The 18,869-nt window shown below is 69.4% G+C and carries 16 protein-coding genes and 2 pseudogenes; 9 read left to right on the plus strand and 9 right to left on the minus strand.

Annotated features, from left to right (window positions below):
- Nucleotides 1-116: 116 nt before the first annotated feature.
- The 6 genes and pseudogenes from QMO56_RS10375 to QMO56_RS10400 all read right to left on the minus strand — a co-directional run bounded on the left by QMO56_RS10375 (nucleotide 117) and on the right by QMO56_RS10400 (nucleotide 5,093).
- Nucleotides 117-922, minus strand: a pseudogene (locus QMO56_RS10375) (IS5 family transposase).
- 108 nt (nucleotides 923-1,030) lie between these two features.
- Complete coding sequence (locus tag QMO56_RS10380; protein ID WP_283525490.1) at nucleotides 1,031-1,591, minus strand: GNAT family N-acetyltransferase; 561 nt, start codon at nucleotides 1,589-1,591, stop codon at nucleotides 1,031-1,033.
- 129 nt (nucleotides 1,592-1,720) lie between these two features.
- Nucleotides 1,721-2,356 (minus strand): IS5 family transposase, encoded by a 636-nt coding sequence (locus tag QMO56_RS10385; protein ID WP_283525491.1) that lies wholly within the window; start codon nucleotides 2,354-2,356, stop codon nucleotides 1,721-1,723.
- Nucleotides 2,326-2,487 (minus strand): annotated as a pseudogene (locus QMO56_RS10390) (transposase); the annotation flags it as partial. The gene QMO56_RS10385 and the pseudogene QMO56_RS10390, both read right to left, overlap by 31 nt.
- A gap of 219 nt (nucleotides 2,488-2,706) precedes the next feature.
- Nucleotides 2,707-3,579 (minus strand): hypothetical protein, encoded by an 873-nt coding sequence (locus QMO56_RS10395; RefSeq protein WP_283525492.1) that lies wholly within the window; start codon nucleotides 3,577-3,579, stop codon nucleotides 2,707-2,709.
- Nucleotides 3,576-5,093, minus strand: a complete 1,518-nt coding sequence (locus QMO56_RS10400; protein ID WP_283525494.1) for a hypothetical protein — start codon at nucleotides 5,091-5,093, stop codon at nucleotides 3,576-3,578. The genes QMO56_RS10395 and QMO56_RS10400 overlap by 4 nt, the downstream gene beginning before the upstream one ends.
- Before the next feature lie 149 nt (nucleotides 5,094-5,242).
- Between QMO56_RS10400 and QMO56_RS10405 the strand changes: the two genes are divergently transcribed.
- The 4 genes from QMO56_RS10405 to QMO56_RS10425 all read left to right on the plus strand — a co-directional run bounded on the left by QMO56_RS10405 (nucleotide 5,243) and on the right by QMO56_RS10425 (nucleotide 9,712).
- The gene (locus QMO56_RS10405; protein ID WP_283525496.1) at nucleotides 5,243-6,214 is read left to right on the plus strand and encodes a tripartite tricarboxylate transporter substrate binding protein; all 972 of its coding nucleotides are present in this window, start codon (nucleotides 5,243-5,245) and stop codon (nucleotides 6,212-6,214) included.
- A 25-nt stretch (nucleotides 6,215-6,239) separates the two neighbouring features.
- A complete protein-coding gene (locus QMO56_RS10410; protein WP_283525498.1) occupies nucleotides 6,240-6,728 on the plus strand; it encodes a tripartite tricarboxylate transporter TctB family protein in 489 nt (162 codons plus the stop codon).
- A gap of 4 nt (nucleotides 6,729-6,732) precedes the next feature.
- Nucleotides 6,733-8,226 (plus strand): tripartite tricarboxylate transporter permease, encoded by a 1,494-nt coding sequence (locus QMO56_RS10415; protein ID WP_283525500.1) that lies wholly within the window; start codon nucleotides 6,733-6,735, stop codon nucleotides 8,224-8,226.
- Between the two features lie 916 nt (nucleotides 8,227-9,142).
- A complete protein-coding gene (locus QMO56_RS10425) occupies nucleotides 9,143-9,712 on the plus strand; it encodes an NADPH-dependent FMN reductase (protein ID WP_283525502.1) in 570 nt (189 codons plus the stop codon).
- A 92-nt stretch (nucleotides 9,713-9,804) separates the two neighbouring features.
- Here QMO56_RS10425 and QMO56_RS10430 read toward each other — a convergent pair whose 3' ends face one another.
- On the minus strand, nucleotides 9,805-10,911 hold the full coding sequence (locus QMO56_RS10430; RefSeq protein ID WP_283525504.1) for a DUF5666 domain-containing protein: 1,107 nt from the start codon (nucleotides 10,909-10,911) through the stop codon (nucleotides 9,805-9,807).
- Nucleotides 10,908-11,774 carry a DUF6502 family protein gene (locus tag QMO56_RS10435; RefSeq protein ID WP_283525506.1) on the minus strand — a complete coding sequence of 289 codons (867 nt, stop codon included), beginning with the start codon at nucleotides 11,772-11,774 and terminating at the stop codon, nucleotides 10,908-10,910. The genes QMO56_RS10430 and QMO56_RS10435 overlap by 4 nt, the downstream gene beginning before the upstream one ends.
- A 93-nt stretch (nucleotides 11,775-11,867) precedes the next feature.
- On the opposite strand from QMO56_RS10435, the gene QMO56_RS10440 reads away from it, so the two are divergent.
- Nucleotides 11,868-12,503 (plus strand): ATP-binding protein, encoded by a 636-nt coding sequence (locus QMO56_RS10440; RefSeq protein ID WP_283525508.1) that lies wholly within the window; start codon nucleotides 11,868-11,870, stop codon nucleotides 12,501-12,503.
- A gap of 364 nt (nucleotides 12,504-12,867) precedes the next feature.
- On the opposite strand, the gene QMO56_RS10445 is transcribed toward QMO56_RS10440, so the two are convergent.
- On the minus strand, nucleotides 12,868-14,199 hold the full coding sequence (locus QMO56_RS10445; RefSeq protein ID WP_283525509.1) for an aminotransferase class III-fold pyridoxal phosphate-dependent enzyme: 1,332 nt from the start codon (nucleotides 14,197-14,199) through the stop codon (nucleotides 12,868-12,870).
- A 233-nt stretch (nucleotides 14,200-14,432) separates the two neighbouring features.
- On the opposite strand from QMO56_RS10445, the gene QMO56_RS10450 reads away from it, so the two are divergent.
- From QMO56_RS10450 to QMO56_RS10465, 4 genes are read left to right on the plus strand one after another with little or no spacing between them, the layout of a single operon-like run.
- The gene (locus tag QMO56_RS10450) at nucleotides 14,433-15,545 is read left to right on the plus strand and encodes a C45 family peptidase (RefSeq protein ID WP_283525510.1); all 1,113 of its coding nucleotides are present in this window, start codon (nucleotides 14,433-14,435) and stop codon (nucleotides 15,543-15,545) included.
- A complete protein-coding gene (locus QMO56_RS10455; protein ID WP_283525511.1) occupies nucleotides 15,542-17,092 on the plus strand; it encodes an ABC transporter substrate-binding protein in 1,551 nt (516 codons plus the stop codon). Before QMO56_RS10450 ends, QMO56_RS10455 begins: the two co-directional genes overlap by 4 nt.
- Before the next feature lie 8 nt (nucleotides 17,093-17,100).
- A complete protein-coding gene (locus QMO56_RS10460; RefSeq protein ID WP_283525513.1) occupies nucleotides 17,101-18,048 on the plus strand; it encodes an ABC transporter permease in 948 nt (315 codons plus the stop codon).
- Nucleotides 18,049-18,055: 7 nt separating this feature from the next.
- The gene (locus QMO56_RS10465) at nucleotides 18,056-18,868 is read left to right on the plus strand and encodes an ABC transporter permease (RefSeq protein WP_283525515.1); all 813 of its coding nucleotides are present in this window, start codon (nucleotides 18,056-18,058) and stop codon (nucleotides 18,866-18,868) included.
- Nucleotide 18,869 lies beyond the last annotated feature (1 nt).

Below are 18,869 nucleotides of genomic sequence, written 5' to 3' on the forward strand. Positions count from 1 at the left end.
CGGTCCAGGTCAGCGCCACCACCAGGGATGTTCGTCATCGACGTTGCCTCCGCAAGGCAGCGTCGCACATGATCTCCCAGCACTCAACCGAAATGCCCAGGTAGTGCTAGAGGGTGTTACGCACTGGCGGCGAGATCTGCGGCGCGCCTGAGCAGGAGGATGGTGACGGCGACGAGGTGCAGGCCTGCCAGGGTCTCGGGCAGTCGCTCGTAGTCGCGGGCGAGGCGACGAAAGCGGGCGAACCAGCCGAAGGAGCGTTCCACCACCCAGCGTCGAGGCAGGAGTTTGAAACCGCGCTTGGCCTCGGGAAGTTTGACCACCTCCAGGGTGATGCCATGGGCGGCGGCCGCCTGGGCGGGCCGCTCCCGGTGTAGCCCTGGTCGACATAAGCCAGGTCCACGCTCTCGCCGGTCACGTCCTGGACGGCTTCGGCCAGGGAGGAGACGGCCGAGCGATCGTCGGCGTTGGCGGGGGTTACGTGCAGCGCCAGCAGGTGGCCGAGCGTGTCGACCGTCAAGTGCAACTTGGAGCCCCTGGTCCGCTTATGCCCGTCCCAGGCAGCGCGGGCGCCGCTCTCGGGCGTGGATCGCAAGGTCCGGCTATCGAGCACCGCGGCCGAGGGCTCCTCCGCACGACCCTGGGCCAGTCGCAGCACCGCCGGGAGGTCCTGGGCCAGCATCTCGAAGCATCCCGCCCGCAACCAGCGTTGCGCCTGATCGTAGACCGCGTGCCAGGGCGGAAGATCGTTGGGCATTGCCCGCCAAGCCACGCCGTAGCGCACCAGATACCGCCGCCCGTTGAACGCCTCTCGCAGCGGGTACTCGCGCGGACCGGCCTCCTCGGGCAGCAGTGTCAGATAGGGCGCGACCAGCGTCCACTCCTCGTCAGACACATCGGAAGGGTACGGCTTGCGAGAGGGCATCCATCCAAAACGAGAACCCCGCAGGTCCATGAGCCCTTATAGCACGTTGCAGGCCCAACCGCCGGTAGAGCCGCGAACGGCGGCAAGGTCGCTCGGGGTCGAAAGCAATCATGTGGCATCGGCTTCGGACACGACTTCGACGCCTCGCATGATCTTCTCGAACTGGAACGCATCCCCATCGCCGCCGGGCAGGTCGTCCTGGCCGGGGTGGTTCGGATCGGGATGGTGCTTGTTGAAAAACTCGATGATCTTGAAGCCGCACTTGTTAACGTAGAAGTGGATGTTTCGCTTTTCAAAATATGGGGTGTGCGTCTGCCAAGTGATCGTCTCGGGATACCTCTGCTCGATGGCGAACCAGGCTTTCAGGCCGATACCGCGACCGTGCTCGCCCACCTTCAGGAAGAAAAGGTCGAGCGAGTTATGATGGGTTTTCGTGTCGATGGTGAGCACAGCACCGCCGACCTTCTGACCACCGCGTAGAATGCGCAGTACCACGGAGCGCGGGGCATTGATCGACTTGTTGAGCACTTCGTCGGATGGAATGGGTCCGTCCGGCAGCGATCCGAACTCATCGACTACAGCCACCGCGAAGGCGTCTTGTAGCTCCTTTTTGAAGTCAGCGATGTCACTGTGTTCTGCGACGGCGAGGGTGATCAGATCTTTGGTCATAGGGTGTGTGTATATCGTTATGGATCCCGAAGTTTTAGGGGGCACAAGGTCGGTTACGGATTGATACTGGCGAAAGGGATGAGAAGCCGTCTTCCCGGCCACAACGATCGGTAAGGTCCGTAACACGCGTCAAGGCGTGTTAGACAACCGGTCGAGGGCGGCGGCGAGATAGAGGCCGCCGCTGAAGCTGGTTGCGGCCTTATCGTAGCGGGTGGCGACGGCGCGCCATTCCTTCAGCCGTGCCCAGAGGTTCTCGACGCGATGCCGTCTGCGGTAGACGGCGCGGTCGTAGGGCCGGGCGTTGCGGTGGGTCGGGTTGGCGCGCATGACGGGCCTGGCGCCGGTCTCCTCGACAAGGTGAAGCCAGAGCGCCGAGGCATAGGCGCCGTCGCAGACCACGCGTCCGAGGGGGCCGAGATTCGCGGCGATCAGCAGCCAGGCGGGGGCAACCCGCAGTTCCGACGCCTGACCCGGGATCAGGGCAAAGCCGAGCGCTCGCCCCCTGCCGTCACAGATGGTGCAGGCCTTGGTGCCGTGGCCGCCGCGGGAGCGGCCGAGCGCCTGGGCGGCAGCCCCCCTTTGGCTCCGGCCGCCTTCTGATGCGCCCGCACGCTGGTGCCGTCGAGGAACACTTCGCCAAGCTCGGGCCTGCCGCGCTCGCGCAGCCAGGCGAAGGCCCGCTCCCAGACGCCCTGGCGCGACCAGCGTATGCGCAACTGCGCCGCCTTCCACCAGGATCCAAGTTCGGCCGGTACCGCGCGCCACTTGGCGCCGTTGCGCTGGCGCCAGACCACCGCCTCCACCGTCCGGCGCTCGTCCGGAGAGGGGCGCCTCGTTCCAGACCGCACCGCATCCAGCGCCGCTTTCAGCCGCGCCCATTCAACCTCGCTCAGCACCCGCAGGCCATCACAACCCGCAAGGCCGCCATAGGTTGTCTAACGCGCCTTAGGGGGAAGGGAGAGGCGAGCGGCGCCGATCGCGTTCTGGGCAAGGATCGGTTGAGATGCACCTGCGCCGCGCGCAGCGGGGCCGGCGATTAGGCCTGTGCTGCCCCTGCCAGGCGGCCGGGCAGACGGAGAGATTCACCAATCCACGCTCGCCCGGGAAAACCGGCCTCAAGGGCCGAACAGCACCCCGTCCAGCAGGCTCCGCAGCAGGTTCACGCCCTCCTGCACGCCTTCCAGCCGCAGCGGGCGGCCCTCCGCGCTGCCGCCAGCACGGGGGAAGGCGGCGCGATCCTGGCCCAGTTCGGCGGCGGAGAGCTTGCCGTCGCCGTCATAGTCCAGGCTCTCCATGGCGAAGCGCGCCAGGGCCACGCCGGCCAGAACGCCACCGCCACCCGCCGCCGCCACATTCTCCGGCCCCGCATCGTCGGCGGCCGCCAGCACCCAGGTCATGCCGCGCACCATCCGCGCGATCTCGGCCACGGAGAGCAGGCGGTCGCCGGAGATGTCGCCCTCCGTCACCACGGCGCCGACGCAGTCGCCCACGCTGGCGCCCGGCGCGCCGCAGGTGGCCTCCAGCACCTCCAGCGAGGAGAGAAAGGCCAGCCCCTCGCCGTGCAGGGCGGCGAAGGAGGGCGGCGGCACGGGGCAGCGGTGCCAGCCCTGCACGGGCGTATCGCCGGGGAGCTGGTCATCGCGCAGCTTGGCATCGGGCTCGGCGGTGTCCAGCGTTCCGGCATCGCCGCGCAGCAGCACGCGGGGTGCCTCCGCGCCGCGCCCGGTGCCCATGTGCCACCCTCCCAGCGGGCGCGCCTCGGCGAAGCGGATCAGCCGGGCCGGCCCGTCCGCCGGCAGCCGCGCCAGGGCGCGCGCGGTGAGCTGGAGCATGGCCGTGGGCGCCGTGCATTCGCCGGCGAACCAGGCGCCGCGCAGCGGCGTGGGAATCGGCGGCATTTCGGCCGGCGCGGAGGCAGGCCCCTGGGCCAGCGCGGAGCCGAGCGGCAGCAGCGCCGCCAGCAGGCCGGAAAGCAGGAAGCGCGTCATGGCAGGGCCACCTCGGTGCCGGAGCAAAGGTCGAAGCGCGGCCGGTCGATCTCCTGGCCGTTGCGGAACACCGCGTGCAGATGCCCGGTGCAGCCCACCGCCTCGGGCGGCTGGAAGTCCAGCGTCTCGCCGCGGCCGAGCACGGTGCTGCCGAGCCGGTCGGGGCCGCGCGGCGCGCCCTCCGGGTCCACGTAGAGCTGCACGATCGGCGCCGGGCCGAGATTGCGCAGGCGCACGCTGCCCTCCCGCGGCGGCCCCGGCTCGATCTGGCCGGCGCCCTGGTCGAGCCGTTCCGCCAGCGTCCAGCCGGGCCGCAGCACGATCAGCCCGTTCTCGCAGATGTTGACGCCGCGGCGTTCCTCCGCCCCGCCATTGGCGAAGACGACGCGCAGATCGATGTCGCAGGCGCTGCGGAGCACCAGCTCGGCGCGGCCGCCGCGCTCCAGCGGCGGGTCGCCCAGCCGGTTCTCGCCCCAGTCGGTGTCGTCCACACCCGAGGCATAGACCTCCTGCACCGGGGAGGGCTCGCGGTTGAGCAGGATGAAGCTGCGCTCCGGCTGGCGCGGGATGCCGCTGCCGTCGAACACCACGCGCGGCTGCTTGCAAAGGTCGTTGCCGCTTTTTTCCTCGGCGGTTTCGTCGTCATAGACGGCGCGCAGGTCCACCTGGCAGGCGCGGCTGCGCAGGCGCAGGCGGAAGCGGGCGCCCGGCTCGATCGTGCCCGAGCCGAGCCGGTCGGTGCCCCAGCTTTCCGCGCCGGCCCGCTCGGCGCCGCCGTTGCCGGCATAGAGATTGCGGATCGCATGATCATTGCCATTGACCACCTCCGTCTCCCGCCAGGGAATGGAGGCGTCGCCAAAGGCGACACGGCTGCGGCGGCAGAGATCGACCCGGCGGCGTTCCTGCACCGACTCGTCCTCGAAGACGGCGGTCAGGTCGTAGAGGCAGGCGCGGGCACGGCCGAGACGGAGGGTGACGCTGCCTTCCGCCGCCACCGTCTCGGAGGCGAGCCGGTCGGGGCCGCGCTGCGGCGCGCCGGCGGGCATGGCGTAGAGTTCGCGCATCGCCATGTCGGTGTCGTTCACCACCGTTGCCTCGCGCAGCGGCAGGGAAGGGTCCCCGAAGGTGACGCGGCCGTTGCGGCAGATATCCACGCCGCGCTTCTCCTCCTCGCTGCCATCCGCCAGGACGGCGCGCAGGTCGAACAGGCAGAGGCGCTGGCGGCCCAGCGAGATTCGCAGGGTGGCGCCGTTGGGCAGCGTGTCGCCCTCCAGCCGGTCGCTGCCGGGCTCGACGCTGCCGGCCGGCGTCACGTACAGCTCGCTCAGGCTGAGGCCGAGCTCGTTCGCCACCACCACCTCACGCTCGGCGGGGCGTGGTGGCGCCGCCACGGGTGGGTGGGACCGGGCGGAGGGCTGCTGGGCCTGGGCGGCGGGGAACGGCGCCGCCGGATTCAGGCCTCCCAGCCATGGTGCGGAGAGCAATGAGAGCACCAGGCCCAAGCGTAGTCGCATCCAGAAACAACCCTCTTGCCGCGCCCACAATGCGAGCGGCCATGTTGCAGCGCAAGCGTTGCGCGGGCGGCGGAATCGACATTTGCGATTTGCCGCCCGCCCCATTATCGCGCAATTTCTTGGCGATATAACCGTCCGAGGAGACGAACATGCTGCGCCGTCACGTGTTATCCGCCACCGCTGCCGGCCTGGTGCTGCCCCTGCTGGGCCGCGCGGCCCTGGCGCAGCAGCAGCAGCGCTATGCCACCATGCACGCCTTCATTCCGGCTGGCCCGGGCGGCGGCTGGGACGGGCTCGGTCGCGCCATCGAGCAGGTCGCGCGCCAGGCCGGGATGGTCGGCAGCTTCCAGTTCGAGAATGTCGGCGGCGCCGGCGGCACGGTGGGGCTGCCCCGCTTCGTCGGGCAGCGCCGCGGTGACGCGAACAGCTTCATGGTGGGCGGCGCCATCATGGTGGGCGCGGTGCTCGCCAACAAGTCGCCGGTCGGGCTGAAGGACGTCACGCCCATCGCGCGCATGACCACCGAGCCGGGCGTCATCGTCGTGCCCGGCAGCAGCGACATCAAGACGCTGGAGGACTTCCTCAACGCGCTGAAGAGCAATCCGGGCGGCACCTCGGTGGCGGGCGGCAGTGCCGGCGGCATGGACCACATCCTGCTCGGCCTGCTGCTGAAGTCGCAGGGCCGCTCGGCGAAGGACGCCTCCTACGTCGCCTTCGCGGGTGGCGGGCCGGCCCAGGCGGCGATCCTCGGCGCGCAGGTGAAGGCGGGCATCTCCGGCGTCTCCGAGTTCGCCGAGCAGATCAAGGCCGGCCGCATGCGCGCCCTGGCCACCAGCGGCGAGGAGCGCAGCCTGCCGGACGTGCCGACGCTGAAGGAGAAGGGCGTGGACATCGTCCTCGGCAACTGGCGCGGCGTGTTCGGTCCGCCGGGCATGAAGGCCGACGACAAGAAGAAGATGGTGCAGTTCTTCACCGACCTGCACAACCTGCCGGCCTGGAAGGAGATGCTGGAGCGCCAGGGCTGGGAGGATGCCTTCCTCGCCGGGGAGGAATTCGAGGCCTTCCTCAAGCAGGACGAGAAGGCGACCACCGAGGTGCTGAAGGAAGTCGGGCTGCTTTGATCGGCCCGGAGCGGGGGAAGCCGGAATGGCGCGCGTGAAGTCCGGTGCCGGACCCGACCTGGCGGTCGGAGTGTTCGTGGTGCTGCTCGGTCTGCTCTGCCTGTGGCAGGCGGCGGCGATTCCGGTCACCCCGCTCTATGCGCAGGTGGGGCCGAAATTCATGCCTTACCTGGTGGGCGCGCTGGTCGTCGCCGTCGGGCTCGGCCTGACCGGGGTGGCGCTGCGCGGCGGCTGGTCGCGCGGCCTGGAGGAAGTGGCCGAGGCGCCGCCCACCAACTGGCGTGCCCTCGGCCTGCTGGGCGCCGGGCTGCTGGTCAACCTGCTGCTGATCAGCACGCTCGGCTTCGTTTTCGCGGCCACCGCGCAGTTCGTGCTGGTGGCGGCGGCCTTCGGCAGCCGCCGTCCGGGACGGGACCTGCTGATCGGCCTCGCTGTCACGCTCGGCGCCTTCCTGGCCTTCGACAAGCTGCTCGGCGTCAATATCGGCGCCGGCATCCTGGAAGGGGTTCTCTGAGACCATGGACATCTGGTCCGGCCTCGCGCTCGGCTTCGGCAATGCGCTCTCGGTCACCAATCTGGGCTGGGCGCTGCTGGGTTGTTTTCTCGGCACCGCGATCGGCGTGCTGCCGGGCATCGGCCCGGCGCTGACCATCGCGCTGCTGCTGCCCATCACCTTCCAGGTCAGCGCGACGGGCGCCTTCATCCTGTTCTGCGGCGTGTTCTACGGCGCGATGTATGGCGGCTCGACCACGTCCATCCTGCTCAACACGCCCGGCGAATCCGGCTCCATCATCACCGCGCTGGAAGGCGCCAAGATGGCGCGCAACGGCCGCGCCGGCCCTGCGCTCTTCACCTCGGCGGTCGGCAGCTTCGTCGCCGGCACGATCGGCACGCTCGGCATTTCCTTCCTTGGCCCGATTGTGGTGGAACTGGCGCTGCAGCTTGGCCCGGCCGAGTACTTCTCGCTGATGGTGCTGTGCTTCGTCACCGTCTCCGCGGTGCTGGGCGGCTCGGCCTTGCGCGGCCTCACCTCGCTCGGCTTCGGCCTGCTGATCGGCCTTGTCGGCATCGACCTGCAGACCGGCCAGCCGCGTCTGACCTTCGGCGTCATGGAACTGCTGGACGGCGTGGACGTGGTGCTGGTCGCGGTCGCGCTCTTTGCCGTCGGTGAAACGCTCTTCCTGGCCTGGCGCCATGTCGAGGGCAAGCAGGAGGTGCGCGAGGTCGGCAAGCTGATGATGTCGCGGGAGGACTGGAAGCGCAGCATCGGCCCCTGGCTGCGCGGTGCGCTGCTCGGCTTTCCCTTCGGCGTGATGCCGGCCGGCGGCACCGAGATGCCGACCATGCTGAGCTACTTCACCGAGCGGAAGCTGGTGCGCCCGCAGTACCGCAAGGAGTTCGGCACCACCGGCGCGATCGAGGGCGTCGCCGGACCCGAGGCGGCGAACAACGCCGCCGCCGCCGGCGTGCTGGTGCCGATGCTGACGCTGGGCCTGCCCACCTCGGCCACGGCGGCGATCATGCTCTCCGCCTTCCAGTCCTACGGCATCCAGCCCGGGCCGCTGCTGTTCACCACGCAGGCGGACCTGGTCTGGACGCTGATCGCCTCGCTCTACATCGCCAACATCATGCTGGTGGTGCTGAACCTGCCGCTGGTCGGCCTCTGGGCGCGTATCCTGAAGATCCCGACGCCGCAGCTCTATGCGGGCATCCTGGTCTTCGCCACCATCGGCACCTACGGCATCAGCAACAGCGTGGTGGACCTGGCGCTGCTCTACGGCATCGGCGTCGTCGCCATGTTCATGCGCCGCTTCGACTTCCCGCAGGCGCCGGTGGTGATTGGCATGATCCTGGGCCCGATGGCGGAGCAGGCGATGCGCCAGGCGCTGACCATCAGCCAGGGCGACTGGACCACCTTCATCACGCGGCCGATCTCGCTGTGCATCCTGGTACTGGCGGTGCTGGCACTGCTCGGACCGCCGCTCTGGGCAACCGTCGCGCGACGGGCCTGAAGGCGCCGCGCTTTCGAAAACCCGAAGAAAGAAGATGGGGACCCGGGGGAATTCCTTCCCCCGGACTTCCCCTCAAAGTGCCTGACGAAACGGGTCGGGCGACGTTGTCATGGAAGCGGTAGAACCCCCCGTTCCGGACGATCCCTGGAGGGTGGTTGAGCCGCTGCCGCTTGCCGAGCCACCCATGCCGAAAGGCGGCTGGCCGAGGCTGCCGACCGGGCAGCATTGACCGGCATCATGTTCATCCTGGCCGCTGGCACGCGGTGGAAGCGGCTGCCGGTGGAAATACGCCCCCATCTCGGGAGGAGAACGCCGTGGAAGGAGCGGGGACAGACATCGCCGAGGCCACTTGGATGTATCCTGGGATGATCCGGAATTCGCGGAAAAGACCAGGGTGCGAGGGAAGCTCGTTCTCTCCGGACAGCAAACCGCTGCGGCCTTGATGAGCATGGGGCTCGCTGAAGCGGTTGCCAGCTAAACCCGGAGCCGCTGAACCGCTTTTGCGGAAAGCGGCGGAACGGCACGCTTCCAGCCTTGAAGCCCCGGAGCGCCCTTTCTGGTCGTCATCCTCGCCCTGGGCTGAATGGCGATCGGCCCGTTGGGCCTTGCCTTGGCAGCTTCGGGCAACCCGGCGGCACTCCCGGGCTCTCGCGGCCTGCGCCCGGGGGCATGGCCATGCTGGCGCCGGAGGCCAGCGCCACGGCTGCCGCCGGCACGGGGGTTCCGCAGTGGACCCGACCCGTTTATCCCTATCTGAACCTCGCTGCCTGTGACGGCACGGGCGATCCGGACAGCGCCACCAACGACCGTCGCGGCGAGCCTCTCGCGAAAGTCGATATCCCGGCCTGGACCGGTGCCGACTTCTACCGCGCCTGCACCGTCCTGGAGCAGCAGCCGCAATCTGGAGCCGATAACGATGAGCAACGACACTGTCCTGCACTTCGTCACTCTTCTGGGAAGCCTGCGGAAAGGCTCCTTCAACGCGGCCGTCGCGCGCGCTTTGCCTCGCCTTGCTCCTGAAGGGGTCTCTATCAGCGCACTCGGCTCCATCGCCGACTTCCCGCATTACGACGCGGATGTACAGGCGGCAGGCTTCCCCGCCCCGGTGCTGACGATGGCCGAGCAGATCCAGGCGTCCGATGGCGTGATCATCGTCACGCCGGAATACAATTATTCGGTCCCTGGCGTCCTCAAGAACGCCCTTGACTGGCTGTCCCGCCTCTCGCCGCAGCCCTTCGCCGGGAAGCCCGTGGCGATCCAGACGGCGTCTCCGGGGGCCATCGGTGGCGCGCGCGCGCAATACCACCTCCGGCAAAGCCTGGTCTTCCTGGACGCGACCGTCCTCAACAAGCCGGAGGTGATGATTGGCCAGGTCGCTGGCAAGGTGAATGCCGAGACACTGGAACTGACCGATACGGCAACGCGCGAATTCATCGCCGGCCAGCTCAAGGCCTTCGCGGCCTTGGCCAGGAAGGCGAAAGCATGAACCCAGCCGCGCCGTCGCCCTCGGCATGCGAGCGCAGCGGCCTCAGGATCGGCAAGTTAACGGTGCCCTGAGGCCCTTCCCGCTCCGGCGCCTCAGCGCCCCGGCTGTCCGCCACCCCGCAAGGGCGCAGCGTCCATGTCCCGGAAGCCACCTCGGAGGTCCTCCAGCTCCTGCCGGGCGGTGCCGCGCGCGCGGCTGCCCTCGCCCGGCTGGCCACGCCGCGTGCCATTGTCGCGGAAGCGGGTGGGCTCCTCTGCCCGCGCGCCGCGCGGGTGGAGGTCGAACCCGCCATCCGGCCGGCGGCGCCCTTCCATCACCACCGGCCGCGCGCCGCCGCCCCGGGCTCCTTCCCCGCCGAAACCCGCGATCACCAGCCTCTCCACCTCCGGGCCGAAGCTGGCCGCCGGGTCGGCCGCCAAGAGGTCACGATCCAGTCGAGTGACCCGCAAGGCGCCGTTTTCATAGCGGCCGCGGGCAACAACCGGGCCATAGACAGAGAGGAGCAGCGCCGTTGGCGCCTGCACCGCCAGTCCGCTGATGCGCCTTGCGCCATTCTGCCGGGCCATGGGGCCGCGCACCAGCACCTCCCCCGGCGCGTGGCGATCAATCCGTGTCGCGGCGATGCTGCCATCCGGCTGCCGGAAGCCGCTGACCGCCGTCCATTCGCCCACTCGGGGTGACAGCATGCCCCGCGTATCGGCCAGTACCCGTACCCGCTGGCCTGCGACGGTGAGAAGATGCCCTCCCTCCTCCTGCGCTTCCACCGGCCCCACCACTTCGTAACGGACAGCCAGATGGCGGGCATAGAGGTCGCCGCTGCCGCCGCTGGCCTCGATCACCACGACCTGCCCGGCGCGCAGCTGGTCCGGGCGGCCTTCCTGCTCCTCGACTGCCACAGGCAGGCTGGGGTCGTACTGCACCTCCAGGCCATTGACGCAGATGCTGGCGAAGCCGGTGATGACGCCGACGATTCCAGTGCCGCCGATGCCCCGGTCCCCACCCTCGATGCTCCGCACGCCGGTGCCACCGATGCCGCGGTCGCCGGACGCCACCTGGTGGGGCGGCGGGCCGTCATCGGGACCCAGCCGGCAGACAGGCTGGACAGGTGGGGAGGATGGGAGCGGCGCCTGCCGCTCCACGCCACCGCAGGCGGTTGCCAAGAGGGCCAGGGCGAGTGCCGCCGGGCGCGGGAAGCTCACGGAGCGCCTCCTTGCGGCTCGTTTTCGGAAAACAGGTAGATGCCGAGATGGACCCGCCGGGTGGACGATGGCGCAGGCTTCGCATCCTCGGCTTCCAGCAGTTCCAGGGCGCGGCGGTTCAGCGCCAACAGCATGGCTTGGGCGGCCTCGCGCGCTTCGGCCTCCAGCCGGGCGGCGATGGCGAGGGGGAGCCTGTCATAATGCAGGCCCCGGTCCAGGAAGGGCGGCGCGCCGGCGGTGATGTTGGCGCTGGCGGCCGCGATGTGGTCGTGGAGGTTGCGGCTGAAATAATAGAGCTGCTCCCCGCTGCCGCCGGAAGGCAGGAAGGCTGTCTCCCGCAGCACCACATGGTCCTCGTTGTTCATGGCCACTCGCCCTTGGCTCAGCCAGTCGTCCAGTACGGTGCGGGGGCGCAGGTCGGCTGTGACGGAGGCGACCAGGCTTTCGAAGGAGGGCACGCCCTCCGGTGCGTTGCGGGGCAGGGGGCGCGGCCGCCCTTCGGCATCGGCATAGGGGGCGAGGCCCGTCCAGCGGGCCAGGATCTGACTGCTGAGCGAGACCACCACGGGCACCTCCTCCGTCTCCCCGCCCTCCTCTCGCATGCGGCGGATTTCCTTGCGGTGAACGCCTGTCACAAGAGCCAGCCGGCTGTCCGTCAGGGGCTTGCGGCCCGCCACAATGTGGGCGGCACGCCGCATGTAGAGCTTGCGGAGAAGATCGGTGAAGGCTGGAAAGGGCACGCCGCTGCGGATCAGCAGGTCGACCAGGGGTTCCAGGGCGCGAGCCAGGGGGCGGAGCAGGGCTTGGGGATCGGGTGGGGAAACAGGCACGGGCACCAGCGACGGAGAGGCAGACCGCAGCATAGCGCATATTCTGTGGGAAATATGCCCACAAATTGCTTGTTGTGGGAAATTTTCCCACGTAAAGAGCGGTTAGTCTCCTGAAGCGAGCCGAAGATGCAACTGCTCTCCTATGCCCTTGCACCCGCCCCGGCCGCGCCGGCGCCTGATGCTGTCCGCGACCTCGCGCAGCTCCGTCACCACACCAAGAACGCCTGGCAGCGCGTGCTGTGCGAGATCTGGAAAGCCGGCGAGCGGCACGACTCCCCCGCCTTTCGGCAACTGGCGGCGGAGCTGGAGCAGCGCATCCGCCATGCCACGGCCATTTCCGATGCTTTGTTCGGCTTCACCCGGCAGTTGCAGCCTTTTGAAGCCCGGCTGGGCGAGCTGGCGGAGCATGTCCGGGCCCTGCTTGCGGATGGCAATCAGGCCATTCACCTGGATGTCTCCTGCACGGGGGAATGCCCGGCGCCATTGCAGTCACTCGTGCTCAAGGTGGCGCAGGAAATGGTCTGCAATGCGGTGAAGCATGGGCTCTATGCCCGTGCGCAGGGCTGCATCCGTGTCGAGTTCCGGTTCTCGGCCAGCCACGGGCTCTCGCTCAGAGTGGCCGATGATGGCTGGGGCTTTCCGGAACCGGCGCAGGATGGCGAGGGGCTTCCCATGATGCGGGACCTGGCGGCGCTGTATGGCGGCCGCGTTCGGCTCTCCCGCAACGAAGGCTGGACAGTGGCGGCTCTGACGGTTGCCTGAGGGCACCGTCGCGCAACATCCCTCTCGTCTGCCCTTTCGGCCTCCAGGCCTCGAGAGCGTGATGGCAGGCAAGATCCGCCACGACAGCCTGCAGGAGATCGCAGTCGGCATTCCTCCTCTCGCCTTCCCCATCACCTATTCCGCGGAGGCTTCGCGGCCCGCGGCGCCGGCGTGCTTTCCATGCGGAGAATGGGGCTGGAATTCTGTCCTCTGACGGCAGCGGACTACGGCCGGCCGCGCACCTGCTCCTGAATGTCCGCGGCGCCTGTGGCCGGCAGGTCTCATGCTGGCGCGCTTCATATCCGAAGGGCTGATGCTGCACATCCCGCCCTGCAAGCGCGACCAGGAAGGCGAGGGGGCAACCTCACGCCGACCCGGCGGCTTGCCGGATGGTCTCGACGATCTGGCCGACCTGGTCCAGCGTGATCGGCAGAGGCGGCGACAGCACCAGCGAATCCCCGACCGCCCGGATCAGCACGCCGGCGTCGAAGCAGCCCGCAGCGATGGCGCGCGCCCGGACTGGCCCGCCGCCGGCCTCCGCGCCGAATTCGATCGCGGCCAGCAGGCCGATGTTGCGGATGTCGGTGACGCCGGGGGCGTCGCGCAGGCTGTGCACCGCGTCTTCCCAGGGCTGCGCCATGGCGGCGGCGCGGGCGAACAGCCCTTCCTCCTCATACACCTGCAACGTCGCCAGAGCAGCGGCGGCGGCCAGGGGGTGGCCGGAATAGGTGTAGCCATGCATGAACTCCGTCGCGCCCTCAGGCTGCGACAGCAGGCCCTCGGCGACCCTGTCGTTGATCAGCACGCCGCCCATCGGCACGGCGCCGTTGGTCATGCCCTTGGCGCAGCAGATCAGGTCCGGCATCACGCCGAGTGCCTGGCTGCCGAACGGGGCGCCCAGGCGGCCGAAGCCGGTCACCACCTCATCGAAGATCAGCAGCAGCCCGTGGCGGTCGCAGATCTCGCGCAGCCGCTCCAGGTAGCCCACCGGCGGCACCAGCACCCCGGTCGAGCCCGCCACCGGTTCCACAATCACCGCCGCGATGGTGGAAGGGTCCTGGGCATAGAGGATGCCTTCCAGCGCATCGGCGAAGTCGGTGCCGCCGTGGGTGGGGCGGCCGCGGCTGAAGGCATTGCGGGCGGGGTCGTGCGTGTGGGGCAGGTGGGAAACGCCCGGCAGCAGCGGCCCGAAATGCTTGCGCTGCGTGCCGATACCGGCGACCGAGAGCCCGCCGAAGCCGACACCGTGATAGCTGCGCTGGCGCCCGATCAGCTTCACGCGCTGGCCTTCCCCGCGCACATTGTGGAAGGCCAGGGCCAGCTTCAGCGCCGTGTCCACGGCCTCGGAGCCCGATCCGGCGAAGAAGGCGCGGTTGAAGCCCGGCGGCGCCGCCGCCCTGAGCCGGTTGGCATATTCGAAGGCTGCCGGGTGGCCGAGGCCGAAGGAGGAGGCGAAGTCCAGCTGCCCTGCCTGGCCGCGGATGGCTTCCACGATGCGCGGGTGGCAATGGCCGGCATTGACGCACCACAGCCCTGCGATGGCGTCCAGGATGCGGCGTCCGTCCGGCGTGACGTAGTGCATGCCCTCCGCCCGGCTGACGAAACGCGGGTCCTGCTTCCAGGCCCGGTTGGGCGTGAAGGGCATCCAGAAGGCGTCCAGGGAATTCGGAGCGGTGTCGAAGGCAGGATTGTTCATGATCCGGCGGTCCCGGCAGAAGGGTGGGGGAGGGGCGATGGCGGGCGCGAGGCGGTGGATGGCGCCGCGGCCCGGGCCTGCACGTGATGGGACGGGCACCGGAGGGTGCCGCGAGGAAAATGCACGCTTGGCATCATTCGCCTTGAGCTTTCACGGATGGCGTATCAGGATGCTTGCACTTTGGTTATCCAAAGTCCAGAAAGCCCGATGCCAGCCGGTAGGAAGCAGTGCCCGTGGACCCTTTTCCCCTCATCGAGCTGAGCGGCGGCGCCGAGCAGCGCGGCAAGCTCTACGGCCAGCAGGCCGCCGCACGCATCCGCCGCAGCATCGGCCATTACGGCGAACAGCTGGCGGCCGACGGCCATGGCGCCGAAGCCGTGCGCGGCTGGGCGCGGGAATTCCTGCCGCGGATCGAGGATTTCGAACCCGACTACATCGCCGAGATGCGCGGCATCGCCGCCGGTGCGGGCGTGGAGTTCGAGGATATCGTCCTGATCAACGCCCGGACGGAGGTGCTGCAACTCGGCAAGCGCCGCGCCGAGAGCCGCGAGCCGGATGGCTGCACCGGCGTGGTGGTGCTGCCGGAAGCCTCGGCCGATGGCGCGCTGATCCATGCGCAGAACTGGGACTGGAAGAGCGAATGCGCCGAGACCGGCGTGGTGCTGCGCATCCGCCGCGATGACGGGCCGGATATCCTCACCTTCGTGGAAGCGGGCGGGCTGGCGCGGGCCGGGTTGAACGCGGCCGGCATCGCCATCACCGCGAACTACCTGCAAAGCGACCGGGACTACCGCTCCCTCGGCGTGCCGCTCTCCCTGATCCGCCGCAAGGTGCTGGAGAAGGAGCAGCTCGCCCATGCCTTCCAGTCCGTCTACACCACGGTGAAGTCGGCCTCGAACAACGTCATCGTCAGCCATGCCGGCGGCATCGCCATCAACTTCGAATGCGCGCCGGACGAGACCTTCCAGGTGCATGCGACCAACGGCCTGATCGTGCATGCCAACCACTTCATCAGCCCGGTCGCGCTCTCCAAGCTGAAGGACACCGGCATCGCCACCACGCCGGACAGCCTCTACCGCGACATGCGCGTGCGGCAGTTGCTGGAAGCCCGCCAGGGCAGGCTGGACGTGGCGGCGGTGAAGGAGGCGCTTTTCGACGATTACCAGACCCCCTGGGCGGTCTGCCGGCCGCCGCGGCTGAACTCCGCAGGCAACCTGTCCGCCACGGTGGCCATGCTGGTGATGCAGCCGGCCAAGGGCGTGCTGGAAATCGCGCCGCTGCCTGCGCTGAACCGCCAGTTCACGCGATATGAGCTGTTCTCCAACGCCGAGGCGAGGGCCGCATGAAGACCTCATCCTTCCTGGCAGGCCTGGCCGCCGCCGTGCTGTGCGTGCTGCCCGCGATGGCACAGGAACCGCTGCGCGCCTCGCTGAATTCCGACATCCGCAGCACGCAGCCCGGCGGCAACCGCGACTTCAACACGGATTCCGTGGTGCTGCACATGGTGGAAGGGCTGGTCGCGCTGGACGAGCGCGCGATGCCCGTGCCGATGCTGGCGGAAAAGGTGGATGTCTCGCCGGACGGGCGGACCTACACCTTCACGCTGCGCCAGGGCGTCACCTTCCACAACGGCGTGCCGCTGACCTCGGCCGAGGTGCTCTGGAGCCTGCGCCGCTACATGGACCCGGCGACGCAGTGGCGCTGCCTGCCGGACCTCAATGGCCGCACTGGCCTGGCGAAGGTCACCGAGATGGCGGCGCCGGATGCGCGCACCATGACGGTGACGCTGGAGAAGCCGGCGGCGCTGTTCCTGTCCATCCTCGCGCGCCCGGATTGCGGCGAGACGGGCATCCTGCATCCCAGCTCGGTCGGCGCGGATGGCGCCTGGATCAAGCCGGTGGGCACGGGGCCGTTCATGATGGGCGAGTGGCGTCGGGGCCAGTTCGTCGAGCTGGACCGCTTCGACGGCTACGTCTCGCTGCCGGGCGAGCGGGATGGTTTCGCCGGCGGCAAGCAGGCCCTGGTGCCGAAGGTGCGCTTCGTGGTCATCCCGGATTCCTCCGCCGCCAAGGCGGCACTGCTGGCCGGCAATGTCGATGTCCTGACCGACGTGCCCTCGCCCGAACTGCCGGACCTGCGCGCCAGGGCCGATGTCACGGTGCTGGCCGCCCCCACCATGGGCGTCACCGGCCTGCTGATGCAGACGCGCGACCCGCTGCTGAAGGACGCGCGCATCCGTCAGGCCATCGCCCTGTCGCTGGACGTGCCCGAGCTGGTCTCGGCCATGATCGGGGATGATGCGCCTGCCAATGCCTCGCCCCTGCCCAGCGCCAGCGCCTTCCGCAGCGACGCCCAGACAGGACGGCCGGCGCGGGACATCGCGGCGGCGAAGCGCCTGCTGGCCCAGGCCGGTTATCGCGGCCAGACCATCCGCATGATCACCAACCGCCGCTACCCGAATGTCTATGATGCGGCCGTGGCGACCCAGGCCATGGCGGCCGAGGCCGGCATCAAGATCGAGCTGGAGGTGCTGGACTGGGCGACGCAGCTCGACCGCTATACGCGCGGCGACTACCAGATGATGTCCTTCATCTATTCCCCGCGCCTCGACCCGTCGCTGTCCTACGAGATGCTGTCCGGCCCCAAGGACATGCAGCCGCGCAAGGTGTGGGAGGACCCGCAGGCGCTGGCGCTGATCCAGCAGTCCATGACCGCCACGGATTCCGCCGCGCGGCAGCGCATCTTCGATGAGCTGTACAAGCTCTTCATGACGCAGGTGCCGATGATCGTGCTGTACAACCAGCCGGACTACCTGGCCTTCCGCAAGGGCGTGCGGGGCGCGAAGCCCTGGGCGGCGGGCCAGACGCGGCTGTGGAACGTCTCGCGCGACTGACGACCCATATGACCGCGACCTATGCCCTCAAGCGCCTCGCCATGGCGGTGCCGACCCTGCTGCTGGTGGCCGTGGCCGTCTTCGCCCTGCTGCGGCTGGTGCCGGGAGACCCGGCGCAGCTGATGCTGGGCGACGCCGCGGATGCCGATCAGCTGGCCGCGCTGCGGGAGAGCATGGGGCTGAACCACGCGCTGCCCGTGCAGTTCGCCAACTGGCTCGGCGCGGCGCTGCGCGGCGACCTGGGGCACTCCCTCGCCAACGGCCAGGCGGTGCTGCCGCTGATCCTGGAGCGCTTCCAGGTCACCGCCTCCATCGTGCTGCTGGCGGTCGCGCTGGCGGCGCTGATCGCCATCCCGCTCGGCACGATCGCCGCCTGGAAGCAGAACTCCGCGCTGGACGTGGCGGTGGTGGGCGGCGCGACGCTGCTGCTCTCCATTCCCTCCTTCTGGCTGGGGCTGCTGTTGCTGCTGTTCTTCGGCCTGAAGCTCGGCTGGGTGCCGGTGGTCGGCTATGTCGGCTTCGGGGAAAGCCCGTGGCAGGCGCTGCTCTACATCGTGCTGCCGGTGGTGACGCTGACGCTGATCGAGACCGGCGTGCTGACGCGCATGGCGCGCAGCGCCGCCATCGACGTGCTGCGGCTGGAATATGTCGCCCATGCCCGCTCCAAGGGGCTGCGGGAATCCACCGTGCTGCGGCGGCATGTGCTGCCCAATGCCTTCGCGCCGACGCTGACGCTGCTGGGCATCGTGCTGGGCAACCTGCTCGGCGGCATCGCGGTGATCGAGACGGTGTTCACCATCCCCGGCCTCGGCCGGCTGCTGGTGGATGGCATTTATGCCCGCGATTACCCGGTGGTGCAGGGCACCATGCTGTTCGTCGCCGCCATCTATGTGGTGGTGAACCTGTTGACGGACCTGCTCTACCCCTTCTTCGACCCTCGCGTCGCCGCGGAGTGAGGCCCCCATGCGTCTGCGGATGAATGCCGCCATCGGCGGCACGCTGATGGCCCTGGTGACCGGCACCGCCATCACCTCGGCCTTCTGGACGCCGGAGAACCCGCTGCGCATCGCCATGCGCGCCCGGCTCAACGCGCCTTCCGCCGCCCATTGGCTGGGCACCGACGAGGTGGGGCGGGACGTGGTCAGCCGGCTGATGGCGGGCGCCGGCACCTCCTGCCTGGTCGCGGCGCTGACGGTGCTGGCGGCGGTGGTGCTGGGCAGCCTGATCGGGCTGGTCTCCGGCTTCGCGCGCGGCTGGGTGGACCGGGTGCTGATGCTGGTGAACGACGCACTGCTGGCCTTCCCCGGCATTCTGCTGGCGCTCGGCCTGCTGGCGGTGCTGGGCGCCAGCCAATGGGGCATCGTGGCGGCGCTGGGCCTGGCCTATACGCCCACCGTGGCGCGCATCGTGCGCGGCGCCGTGCTCTCCATCCGGGAGCGGGAGTTCGTCGAGGCCTCGCGTTCCATCGGCAATTCGGCGCTCTACACCATGTGGCGGCACGTGCTGCCCGGCACCGTCTCGCCGCTGACCGTGCTGGCCACCAGCCTGTTCGGCTGGGCCATCCTGGCGGAAAGCGCGCTTTCCTTCCTTGGCCTCGGCGTGCCGCCGCCGGCGCCAACCTGGGGCAACATGCTGGCCGCCGCCCGCCCCTATCTGGAATCCGCCATCTGGCTGGGCGTGGCGCCGGGCGCCTGCATCGCGCTGACCCTGCTCGGCGTGAACCTGCTGGGCGACGCCCTGCGCGACCACCTCGACCCCCGGAGCCGCCCGCAATGAG

Source organism: Roseomonas sp. E05, assembly GCF_030063475.1.
In the GTDB taxonomy this organism is placed as follows: Bacteria; Pseudomonadota; Alphaproteobacteria; order Acetobacterales; family Acetobacteraceae; genus Pseudoroseomonas.

Coding starts and splice junctions, on each gene's coding strand:
- QMO56_RS10435 (WP_283525506.1), bottom strand. CDS start 11,774: ATGCTGCGGTCTGCCTCTCCGTCGCTGGTGCCCGTGCCTGTTTCCCCA.
- QMO56_RS10460 (WP_283525513.1), top strand. CDS start 17,101: ATGACCGCGACCTATGCCCTCAAGCGCCTCGCCATGGCGGTGCCGACC.
- QMO56_RS10405 (WP_283525496.1), top strand. CDS start 5,243: ATGCTGCGCCGTCACGTGTTATCCGCCACCGCTGCCGGCCTGGTGCTG.
- QMO56_RS10425 (WP_283525502.1), top strand. CDS start 9,143: ATGAGCAACGACACTGTCCTGCACTTCGTCACTCTTCTGGGAAGCCTG.
- QMO56_RS10415 (WP_283525500.1), top strand. CDS start 6,733: ATGGACATCTGGTCCGGCCTCGCGCTCGGCTTCGGCAATGCGCTCTCG.
- QMO56_RS10395 (WP_283525492.1), bottom strand. CDS start 3,579: ATGACGCGCTTCCTGCTTTCCGGCCTGCTGGCGGCGCTGCTGCCGCTC.
- QMO56_RS10410 (WP_283525498.1), top strand. CDS start 6,240: ATGGCGCGCGTGAAGTCCGGTGCCGGACCCGACCTGGCGGTCGGAGTG.
- QMO56_RS10400 (WP_283525494.1), bottom strand. CDS start 5,093: ATGCGACTACGCTTGGGCCTGGTGCTCTCATTGCTCTCCGCACCATGG.
- QMO56_RS10455 (WP_283525511.1), top strand. CDS start 15,542: ATGAAGACCTCATCCTTCCTGGCAGGCCTGGCCGCCGCCGTGCTGTGC.
- QMO56_RS10445 (WP_283525509.1), bottom strand. CDS start 14,199: ATGAACAATCCTGCCTTCGACACCGCTCCGAATTCCCTGGACGCCTTC.
- QMO56_RS10440 (WP_283525508.1), top strand. CDS start 11,868: ATGCAACTGCTCTCCTATGCCCTTGCACCCGCCCCGGCCGCGCCGGCG.
- QMO56_RS10380 (WP_283525490.1), bottom strand. CDS start 1,591: ATGACCAAAGATCTGATCACCCTCGCCGTCGCAGAACACAGTGACATC.
- QMO56_RS10465 (WP_283525515.1), top strand. CDS start 18,056: ATGCGTCTGCGGATGAATGCCGCCATCGGCGGCACGCTGATGGCCCTG.